This is a genomic window from Candidatus Pelagibacter sp. (genome assembly GCF_052049995.1).
In the GTDB taxonomy this organism is placed as follows: domain Bacteria; phylum Pseudomonadota; class Alphaproteobacteria; order Pelagibacterales; family Pelagibacteraceae; genus Pelagibacter.
The window spans coordinates 39945-50828 of sequence record NZ_JBNGYX010000011.1 but is presented as its reverse complement, the minus strand read 5'-3'; the positions used below and the strand labels follow the sequence as shown (position 1 = coordinate 50828).

Sequence of the window (10884 nt, the reverse complement as noted above, 5' to 3'; positions counted from 1 at the left end):
CTCTTTAGTAATATTATAAATATCATTACTAGTTATGATCATTAAAAAAATTTTTTCACTGGCTACATCAATTATCAGTTTATTCATAATTATTTTATTTTCTAATATCAGTTCTAAATCAGATGAAAATAATATCAAATACTATTCCAATGATGAAGGAATTCTATCAATTATGTATCACCGTTTTAATGAGAATAAGTACCCCTCAACCAATATTAAAATGGATATATTTAAGGAACATATAAATATTATTAAGAACTCAAATTTTAATTTTCATAATCCAAATAATTTTGATGAACAGTTTAATAAACCAAAACAAAAAAAAGAAATTCTTATAACTATCGATGATGCTTTTGAATCTTTTTATACTGAAGCATGGCCTTATCTAAAAGAAAATAAAATTCCATTTATTTTATTTGTTTCAACTGAACCAGTAGGAAAAAGAGGTTACATGACTTGGGAGCAAATTAAAGAGGTTGAAAGGAATGAATTTGCAAATATAGGACATCATTCTCATACTCATGAATATCTCATAGATGTAAGCAATGAAGAATTTATTTTAGATATTGAAACAGCTAATAATATTTTCCTAAAAGAACTTGGTTACGTACCTAATCTATTTTCATATCCATTTGGTGAATACTCTAAGTTTATGAAAGATTATATATCTAAGAATTTTAAATATGCTTTTGGTCAACATTCTGGTGTAATTGATTTAAATAAAAATAAATTTGAATTACCTAGGTTTCCAATTAATGAAAAATATGGAGAATTAAAAAGATTTAGATCAATAATAAATTATTATCCACTTGAATATAAAAGAATACTTCCTGAGGAAAAACAATTATTTGAAAACACAAACCCTCCAAGTTTTAAAGTCGAATTTTTCAAAGAACAAAAAAATTTATCTAATATCAATTGTTATTCTAATGAGGGAGATATTTGGGAAAAATCAAAAACAAGCTTTACCAACAACTCTTTAACGATTGAATTTAGAGAACCATTCAAACCAAGAAGAGGTAGAATAAATTGTTCTCTAAATGATAACGGAAAATGGAGATGGTTTGGTGTTCAATTCCCTATAAAAGAAAATTAAATTAAACTTTCTAAATCTTTGCTTGAAGGCAAGAGTCTTGCCTCATCAAAATCTTTTAAGTTGTTCTGTTCAATAATTTTTTTTAAAACTTCTATGTATTGACTCCCTGTTTCTGCATATTTGTCCAAATGATTAGACAAGATTAAACTATCAAGAGATTTGTTTTGATTTCTAAGTTCTGTTCTAGCTTTTCTCAAATTTCTGTACGTTGAATGAGTATTTAAATTTCTTAAATACGCTCTTACAGAAAGTTGTAAACTATGAAATTTCATAACTTTATGATCTTTCCCCTCGTCAGCATTTTTAGGTTTTAATCCTTCTCCAGACCAAGTCCATTGTCCAAATAAAGCGTTTCCCTTTAATGCAAATCTTGAAGTGCCCCAACCAGTCTCTTTTGCAGCTTGAGCTATTGCTAATGAAACTGGTATTTCATCCATTCTTACTTTTAAAGTGGATAAATCATTTTTTCTTACACCATATTGTTTATATTTTTTTTCTAACCATTTCTTTTCAATTTCAGTATTGCTATTCTTATTTAAAATTGTGAATAACCTTTTTCGATCAACTCTAATTTTATTATTTTCTTTAACTATTAAAGGGAGAACAATTTTAATAAACATATCTTTTCTTTTTTTAGTGTTAGCTATGTTTTTAATTTCATTTGGTAGTAGACCAATGTCTATTGGTTTCACTAATTTTGAATCTCTTACATCTTTTAGATTATAATTTACTTCTTTAAATAATGAATCAATCTCAGATGTTGTGTATCTAACTAGATTAATTTCAGAATTATTTTCTTCTAAAATGTCATATAATAAATCCCTCTCATCAGCATCTGCTGTTGAATCTTCCTCAATTAATTTATCTTTATTTAAAGTATTTTTTAAAATGTTTTTTGAATTGTTGGTAAATTCTTTGTTATTAAAATTTTTATCTGTAAAATTGATAATTATCGGCGCTGCATAAAAGAATGAAATTATAATAAAAGAACTTAAAAAAAACCGTGAAACTATATTAAAGCTTTTGTTTTTTAAAAAACCTGATTTTTTAAATTTTCTCATAATTAATTATTGTATAGCAACAACCTCTTTTACCTCTGGCAAATAATGACATAAAAGATTTTGAACACCTTGTTTTAAAGTCATTGTTGAGCTAGGACATCCTGAACAACTCCCTTGTAATTGTACTTTGACAACTCCATCTTTAAATTCTTTAAATTTTATATCCCCACCGTCTCTAGCAACAGCAGGTCTTATTTTTTCTTCTAAAATTTTTACAATTTTTGATTCGATTTCACTCAAATCTAAATCTTCTTCTTTTATGTTTTCATCAATTACAAACTCTTTACCATCTGCGTAAAAATCATTTATTAAAGAAATTACAATATGTTTTATTTCGTCCCACTTAATTTTTTCGTTCTTATTTACTGAAATAAAATCTTGACCTAAAAAAATACCCTCAACACCATTTATTGACAGAATATTTCTCACTAATTCATTTTGTATGTCCTCTTTATTTGTAATTTCATAAGGACCACTGTTTGAAACTTTCTTCCCAGGAAGAAATTTCAAAGAGTTTGGATTTGGTGTTACTTCTGTTTGAACGAACATAAATTATATATAATGAATATTTTAAAAATTAAAACTTGATAATAAATTTTTATTAAAAACCTACTATTTCTTTAATTCTTTTAATCTTTTTGGATGCAATAAAATTAGCTTTTTCAACTCCATCTAGAAGAATTTTATCTAAATAACTTTTATCTCCTAAAAGTTTTTTTATCTCATTAGAAATAGGTTCAATTTTATTCACAAGTTTTTCGGCTAATTGTTCTTTAAATTCAGAAAAATTTTTACCTGCAAAATTTTTTACTGAGTTTTCTAATGTTGAGTTTGTCAAGCTTGAATAAATTCCTAAAAGATTGTTTGCCTCTAATCTTTCATCAAGCTCCTTTATATCTTGTGGCATAGGCAAAGGATCTGTTTTTGCTTTTTTGATTTTGTTTATTATTTGATCTTTATCATCTGTTAAATTTATTCTACTCAAATCTGATAACTCTGATTTACTCATTTTTTTTGAACCATCTTTTAAACTCATTATTCTTGAAAATTCTTTTTGAATTAAAGGTTCAGGAACTTGAAGAAAATTTTCTACTTCAAAATCATTATTAAATTTTTGAGCTATATCTCTACATAACTCCAAATGTTGCTTTTGATCATCACCTACTGGAACATGAGTAGCATCATATAAGAGAATATCAGCTGCCATTAAAACTGGATAAGAGTACAGTCCTACGCTGGCTTTCTCTTTATCTTTGCCAGCTTTCTCCTTAAATTGTGTCATTCTATTCAACCAGCCCATTCTAGCAACACAGCTTAATATCCATGCTCCTTCTGCATGTGCAGCCACACTAGATTGATTAAAAATTATACTTTTTTTTGGATCTATTCCGCTTGCTACAAAAGTTGCAACAGTTTCCCGTATATTATTTTTTAATTCTTTAGGATCTTGCTTTACTGTAATGGCATGCAGATCAACTACGCAAAAAATACATTTATTATCTTTATCGTTATTTAAGTCTACAAAGTTTTTTATGGCACCTAAATAATTTCCAAGATGAAGATTACCTGTAGGCTGAACGCCAGAAAATATTTTTTTACCCATAAAATTAATACTTTAATTTAATATCATTCATTTGAAAAGCTTTGATGAAATAAGACACAATTAAATAAAACAATAACCCTAATATAACAGATAAAACTAAATAAAAAGATTTAATTGATTGATTAAATGCTAATTCATTCTGGAAATAATTTAACATAAAGTTAAAAAATAAACCCATCATAATTGATGCAAAAATTATTTTAATAAATTTAACAAAAAATATTTGATTAAAATAAAATAATTGTCGATTTTTTAAAAATAAAAATAGCAATATTGAATTAAACCAAGATGAAATAGATGTAGCTATTGGAATTATTATAAAACCAATTTCACTAAAAAAATACAAACTAATAAAAATATTAACCAATACTGAGATCAAAGAAATATAAAATGGAGTTTTGGTATCATGGTTTGCAAAGAAAAAACTTGAAAAAACTTTTATTAATGCAAAAGCAGGCAGACCTAATGCAAAATAATATAAAGCTAAGCTTGAATTGCTCACCGAATTTTCATTGAAAGACCCATAGCCAAATAAAGCTGAAATAATTTGTTCTGATCCTATGATTAAAGCGATAGTTGCTGGAAGACTTAAGAATAAACTTAATTCAAGAGCTTTATTTTGTATAAGCAAAATCTTATTTTTTTTTCTAGATTGAATATGTTTTGACAGCTGAGGAAGTATTACAACGCCAATCGCGATACCAGCTATAGCTAGGTTAATTTGATAAATTCTATCAGCATAATATAAGTAAGAAACTGCACTTGCTTGAAATGATGCAATTATTGTACCAATTAAAATATTAATTTGAGTGACACCTGATGAAAAAATACTTGGTAAAAGTTTTTTTAAAAAAAATTTAACTTTGTTACTTACTTTTAATTCAAAACTAAATTTAAGTGAGTAATATTTTGATACGTATTTATATAAAAATATTAATTGTAAAAAACCAGCTAAAGAAACACCATAGGACAAATAATAAACTAATTGATCACCTAAAGATTTAGAAAAAAACAATACTAAAATTAAAACAATATTTAATATTATTGGCGCTGCAGCAGCAGCTGCAAATTTATTGTGTGAATTTAAGATTGCAGAAAAAAATGAGGCTAAACAAATAAAAAATAAAAAAGGAAAAGTAATTCTTGTTAAATTAATTGCTAACTCCATTTTTTCTAAATCACCCACAAATCCTGGTGCAATAATAGAAACAAATGCTGGCATGAAAATTTCAATTATTATTGTTAAAATCAACAACCCTAAAAAAAGGAGATTAAAAATATCGTTAGCAAATTTGTTTGATTGTTTTTTTCCCTTAGTAATTTCTGATGAATAACTTGGAACGAATGCTGCATTAAAAGTGCCTTCAGCAAACAATCTTCTAAAAGTATTTGGAATTCTAAATGCTACAAAAAAAGCATCAGCCAACATCCCTGTTCCTAGAAAAATTGCTATTAAAATATCTCTTAAATAACCCAGCAATCTGCTAATGATAGTATAAAAACCAAATGTGCCTGTTGACTTAAGTAAGTTCATAAATCATATTAGTCTTAATTTTACCCCAATTGTACACTTATTGTTATCAGAAATGAAAAAAACAAAAATTGATCATTATACAGATAAAGAAGCTTTAGATTTTCATAAAGACAAAAAACCTGGCAAGATTGAGATTAACTCTTCAAAAAATATGACAACTAAGCGAGATCTCGCTTTAGCTTATTCTCCAGGAGTTGCTGCTCCTGTAAAAAAGATAAGTGAAAATCCAGAAGCAGCTTATGATTACACGAGTAAAGGAAACCTTGTTGCTGTAATAAGTAATGGTTCGGCAATATTAGGAATGGGAAATTTAGGTGCTCTTGCATCAAAGCCTGTGATGGAAGGAAAGGCCGTATTATTTAAAAGATTTGCGGATATCGACTCAATAGATTTAGAGATTGATTGCGCAGATTCAGACGAAATCATAAATTCAATTAAAAATTTTGCACCTAGTTTTGGTGGAATAAATTTAGAAGACATAGCAGCCCCAGATTGTTTTATAATAGAACAAAAATTAAAAGAAATTTTGGATATTCCTGTTTTTCATGATGATCAACATGGAACAGCAATTATAACAACTGCAGCATTAATTAATGCTTTAGATATTTGTGGTAAATCAATTAAAAAAATTAAAGTTGTAGTAAATGGTGCAGGAGCTTCAGCACAAGCTTGTACTGAGTTATTTAAAAATTCAGGAGTAAAATCTGAAAATATAATAATGCTAGATAGAAAGGGCGTTATTTACGAAGGAAGAACTGAGGGAATTGATCAATGGAAATCCAGATATGCAGTTAAAACTAAACATAGAACTTTAAAGGATGCTGTTAAAGGTGCAGATGTTTTTTTAGGATTATCTGCAAAAGGTGTTCTAAAAAAAGAAATGGTTAAATCTATGGCAAAAAAACCAATTATATTTGCTTGTGCTAATCCTGATCCAGAAATTACCCCAGAGGAAATTAATGAGGTTAGAAATGATGCAATTGTTGCAACAGGGAGATCAGACTACCCTAATCAAGTAAATAATTTAATTGGATTTCCTTATATCTTTAGAGGAGCTTTAGATGTGAGATCTAAAACGATAAATGAAGAAATGAAGGTTGCTGCAGCTAATGCAATAGCAAAGCTTGCAAGAGAAGATGTTCCTGATGAAGTTGTTGCAGCTATGGGTGGAGAAAGACCTCATTATGGAAAAGATTATATTATTCCATCTACATTTGATCCAAGATTAATTAGTGTAATACCAGCGGCTGTAGCAAAAGCAGCCATAGATAGTGGATCAGCTAGAAAAAATATAGATGATTTTGAAGTTTATAAAGATCAACTAAAACAAAGACTAGACCCAACCGTTACCATCATGCAGGGTATTAATTCATTTATTAAGAAAAATCAGAAAAGAATAGTTTTTGCAGATGGTGAAGATGAAAATACTTTAAAAGCAGCTATAGCATTCAAAAATTCAAAATTAGGTATTCCAATCTTGGTTGGTAAAGAAAGTAAAATTAAAGAACAGATTAAAAATATTGGTTACAGTGAAAATTTTGACATTGAGATTGTTAATTCAAAAGATGAAGAAAAAAGAAAAAGATACGTAAAACATTTATTTGAAAAATTGCAAAGAGAACAAGGTTTATTAGAACGAGATTGTGACAGAATGATTAGAAATGATAGGGTTGTCTGGGCTACTAGTATGGTTGCCTGCGGTGATGCTGATGGTGCTGTAACAGGCAATACAAGACGATTTGGTGCTTCATTTGAAAAAATTAAGCAAGTTGTTGATGTAAGAAAAGGTGAGATTATGTTTGGTTTAAACATGATCGTTCATAAAGGGAGAACTATTTTTGTTGGTGATACAAGTGTCCATGAATATCCAACTTCTGAACAAATGGCTGAAATGGCGATATCTACAGCAAGAGTAGTTAGACTTTTTGGATTTGATCCTAAAGTTGCTTTTGTATCCCACTCTACATTTGGACAACCTCTTACTAGTAGAACAAAACATATTCGAAACGCGGTTGAGATATTAAAAGAAAGAAAAGTAGACTTTGAATTTGATGGAGATATGCAGCCTGATGTTGCTCTTAATCCAGAGTATGAGGAACTTTATCCTTTTGCAAAGATAGTTGGTAAAGCAAATATTTTAATAATGCCTGGACAACATAGTGCAGCAATTTCTTACAAATTGATGAAAACTATAGGTGAAACAAAAGTGATTGGACCATTATTAATTGGACTTGGGCTTCCGATAGAAATTGCACCTTTAAGATCATCAACTTCTGAAATACTTAATTTAGCATCGATTGCTGCTTATTCTTCTCAAGTGATTGATTACAAAAAATAATTATTCTCTTTGAATTCTTAAATCTTCAACAAGAATAATACTGGCAATTACATCTTCGACATCAAGTATTTCTTTTGCTTCACTTATAACTAAATCCTTTTCTTCTGAAGTTAAAGCAATTCCATAAATATAGATTTTCTTTTTATAGGTATCTATTTGATAGTTAGTTGCCTTAATATTTTTATTAACAATTATAGCTGTTCTAAGTTGAGAGGTAATTAAAACGTCTTTTGCGGACTGTTTAAAATTAAATTCTTCTTTAATTTTGATATCATTTCTTACAGATCTAGCACCTTTCGTTTCCCAGGCTAGTTTTGTTATTAATAATTTTTCTTCTGGGCTATCTACTTTTCCAGTTATAAAAATTCGACCATCTAAAACTTTTGTTTTAACTGAAATAAGATATTTTTTATCTTTAGCTAATATTTTAGCACTAATAGTTTTTTGCATTATAGAATCATCTATTTGAGTGCCCACTGTTCTAGGATCTAATGCAACAGAAACACCAGTTCCAAAAAGACCTTTAGAACCTACCCCAACACATCCAGTTAAAATAAAACTTATTAAAACAAAAATTAATATTTTATTTTTCATTTTTTTAGTTCTAAACAATAATTGTATATTTCTTTTTTAGATACATTAGTGCTTTGACTTAAAATATCTGTAATTTCTTTTGTAGACAATTTATGAATCATTTTTTTAATCATATTCATATCTGATTCAGTTAATTTTTCAGATAAATTTTTATTTAGTTTTTTTTCAGAAATAACAACTGTAAGCTCACCTTTTGGTTCTTTTTCAAATAGTTCCAATTCATCTACATTTTTTCTAATATATTCTTCGTACATTTTTGTTATTTCCCTACAAAAAACTATCTTTCTTCCTGTAAAATTCTTTTTTATTTCTGGTATAATTTTATTAATTTTTTTTGGGGAAATAAAAAAAACTAAGGAATTTTCAAATTCTGAGAATTTTTTTAATTCATTAGATAATTGCTGTTTTTTATCTGGCAAAAAACCACAAAACAAAAATTTATCTGAAAAACCACTAATTGAAACAGCTGCGGCAACAGCCGAAGGTCCAGGAATGGGAAATATTTTAATCTCGTTATTAATACACTCATTAACTAAAATTGAACCAGGATCAGAAATACTAGGCGTACCAGCATCTGATATCAAAGAAACTATTTTTTCAGATTTAAGATACTCTATGATTTTTACTACATTTTTTTTTTCATTAAATTTATGATTTGAAATTAATTTTGATTTTATTTGATATTTATCTAAAAGGGTTTTTGAAACACGAATGTCTTCACATAAAATATAATGAGACCGCTGCAAAATTTCAATTGCTCTTAAAGTTATATCTTTTAGATTTCCTAAAGGAGTTGACACTAAATAAAGACCATTTTCGTATTCTTTTAATTTAAATTGTGGTTTTATGATCATAATTTAGCTTAAAAAATATTATACTAGCATCAAAATGATCAAATTAATTAAAATTATTTATTTTATTATATTAAGTTTTTACTTTCTATTTTTTCCAAATGTTAATGCTAAAGAAAAAATCAAAATAGGATTATTGGTGCCTATGACAGGAGAAAATAAGGAGATTGGAGAATCAATCATTAAAGCAGTTGGATTAGCAGTCAAAGATATTGATAATGATCTGATAGAAATTTATCCAAAAGATACAGCAACTAAAGCTAACCAAACTTTAAAATCAGCATTTGAATTAAGTGAAATGGGGATAAAAATTGTTGTAGGCCCTGTGTTCTATGAAAGTTTAACTTATTTAGATGAAATGAAGGATTTAACTTTTTTATCATTAACAAATAAAACTTTAGATCTTCCAAAAAATGTAATCTCCGCTGGAATTAATTCTACATCACAATTTAATACAATAAAAAAATTTTTAGAAACTAATCAAATACAAAGAACTATTTTTTTAACACCAATCCAAGATTATGAATTTGAAGTTAAAAGAGGAATGAAAAATTCAAAAATTAAAATTTATAAAGATTACGAATATAATATAGAGCCTACAAAACTAACAAAACAAATAGAAGAAATTACTAACTACAGAATAAGAAAGCAAAATTTAGAGGACGAAATAAAAAGAATAAAAAATTCAAATGATCCAAATAAAGATAAAAAAATAAAAAGACTTGAAAAAAGATACAGTTTAGGTGGTTTAAATTTTGACGCTGTTGTAATTGCAGATTTTGATGAAAGTCTAAAAAGTGTATCTACATCACTTTTATATACTGACGTCCTTCCAAAAAATAAATATTTTATAACTTTAAATCAATGGTTTGATGAAAGTTTGTTAAATGAAACTGATATCCAACCTTTATATTATCCATCAATAAATAAAGAAAATTTTGATAGCTACAAAATAAAGTACTATAACGCATTTAACGAAGATCCAACTCATTTGTCTTTATTAAGTTATGACCTTATTGGCTTAGTTTATTATTTATCAATGAATTCAAAAATAGAAAACTTAAATAAAATTTTTAAGAAAAAAAATTCATTCAAAGGAAAAATAGGAATTTTTGATATTAAAAATAATAAAATTAATCATAGACTTAATTTTTATAAAATTGAGGATCAAAAACTTATAGAAATTTTCTAATTTTTTTAAAAGCTTGATATCTATGATCCATTTTATACTTTTGAGATGGCTTCATTTGTCCAAAGGTTTTTCTTTTTCTTAAAGGAATAAAAATTGGATCATAACCAAATCCATTTTTTCCTTTTGCTTCATGTGAAATATGACCTTCAACTTTACCTATGACACAAGCAATTTTTTTATTTAAGTATGAAATAGAAAGTGCACAAATAAATCTTGCTTTTATTTTTTTGTTTTTCCAATTTTTGTCTTTTTTATTTAATTCTCTATAAACTCTTTTTATGGCTTTACTAAAGTCCCCATACTTTCCTCCCCACCTTGCAGAATAAATTCCAGGACTTTTATTTAAAAAATCTATTTCCAAACCAGAGTCGTCAGCTAAACACAACAATCCTGTCTTTTTTGAAAAATATTTAGATTTGATCAGTGAGTTTTCTCTAAAAGTCTTACCATTTTCAACAGGGCTTCTAAGATTGAATGTAGATGTAGAATAAATTTTAATTTTTTTGGGCAATAAACTCTTGATTTCACGTAATTTACCCTTGTTATTAGTGCCTATTAATAATTTATTAATTTTTTGTTTATACATCTAGAAATTAAGAAAATGCTTACCATATA

General features: G+C 27.2%; 10 protein-coding genes. 3 read left to right on the top strand and 7 right to left on the bottom strand.

The window, feature by feature from the left end:
• The first annotated feature begins 34 nt into the window (after positions 1–34).
• Positions 35–1096, top strand: a complete 1062-nt coding sequence (locus tag ACTT9Y_RS06840) for a polysaccharide deacetylase family protein (protein WP_440933610.1) — start codon at positions 35–37, stop codon at positions 1094–1096.
• Here the strand turns inward: ACTT9Y_RS06840 and ACTT9Y_RS06835 are convergent.
• From ACTT9Y_RS06835 to murJ, 4 genes are read right to left on the bottom strand one after another with little or no spacing between them, the layout of a single operon-like run.
• Complete coding sequence (locus tag ACTT9Y_RS06835; RefSeq protein WP_440933609.1) at positions 1093–2157, bottom strand: glucosaminidase domain-containing protein; 1065 nt, start codon at positions 2155–2157, stop codon at positions 1093–1095. The two genes, ACTT9Y_RS06840 and ACTT9Y_RS06835, sit on opposite strands and share 4 nt — an antisense overlap.
• A gap of 6 nt (positions 2158–2163) precedes the next feature.
• Positions 2164–2706: a NifU family protein gene (locus ACTT9Y_RS06830; protein ID WP_440933608.1), complete on the bottom strand. Its 543-nt coding sequence runs from the start codon at positions 2704–2706 to the stop codon at positions 2164–2166.
• A gap of 52 nt (positions 2707–2758) precedes the next feature.
• Positions 2759–3760, bottom strand: a complete 1002-nt coding sequence (gene trpS, locus ACTT9Y_RS06825) for a tryptophan--tRNA ligase (protein ID WP_440933607.1) — start codon at positions 3758–3760, stop codon at positions 2759–2761.
• Between the two features lie 4 nt (positions 3761–3764).
• Positions 3765–5294 carry a murein biosynthesis integral membrane protein MurJ gene (gene murJ / locus ACTT9Y_RS06820; protein ID WP_440933606.1) on the bottom strand — a complete coding sequence of 510 codons (1530 nt, stop codon included), beginning with the start codon at positions 5292–5294 and terminating at the stop codon, positions 3765–3767.
• Between the two features lie 52 nt (positions 5295–5346).
• On the opposite strand from murJ, the gene ACTT9Y_RS06815 reads away from it, so the two are divergent.
• A complete protein-coding gene (locus tag ACTT9Y_RS06815) occupies positions 5347–7632 on the top strand; it encodes an NADP-dependent malic enzyme (RefSeq protein WP_440933605.1) in 2286 nt (761 codons plus the stop codon).
• Here ACTT9Y_RS06815 and ACTT9Y_RS06810 read toward each other — a convergent pair whose 3' ends face one another.
• Together ACTT9Y_RS06810 and rsmI are read right to left on the bottom strand one after the other, a co-directional pair.
• On the bottom strand, positions 7633–8226 hold the full coding sequence (locus ACTT9Y_RS06810; RefSeq protein ID WP_440933604.1) for a BON domain-containing protein: 594 nt from the start codon (positions 8224–8226) through the stop codon (positions 7633–7635).
• Positions 8223–9080 (bottom strand): 16S rRNA (cytidine(1402)-2'-O)-methyltransferase, encoded by an 858-nt coding sequence (gene rsmI / locus ACTT9Y_RS06805; RefSeq protein ID WP_440933603.1) that lies wholly within the window; start codon positions 9078–9080, stop codon positions 8223–8225. Before rsmI ends, ACTT9Y_RS06810 begins: the two co-directional genes overlap by 4 nt.
• A gap of 34 nt (positions 9081–9114) precedes the next feature.
• Between rsmI and ACTT9Y_RS06800 the strand changes: the two genes are divergently transcribed.
• Positions 9115–10269 carry an ABC transporter substrate-binding protein gene (locus tag ACTT9Y_RS06800; protein WP_440933602.1) on the top strand — a complete coding sequence of 385 codons (1155 nt, stop codon included), beginning with the start codon at positions 9115–9117 and terminating at the stop codon, positions 10267–10269.
• Here ACTT9Y_RS06800 and rdgB read toward each other — a convergent pair.
• The gene (gene rdgB / locus ACTT9Y_RS06795) at positions 10253–10855 is read right to left on the bottom strand and encodes an RdgB/HAM1 family non-canonical purine NTP pyrophosphatase (protein ID WP_440933601.1); all 603 of its coding nucleotides are present in this window, start codon (positions 10853–10855) and stop codon (positions 10253–10255) included. The two genes, ACTT9Y_RS06800 and rdgB, sit on opposite strands and share 17 nt — an antisense overlap.
• Between the last annotated feature and the right edge of the window lie 29 nt (positions 10856–10884).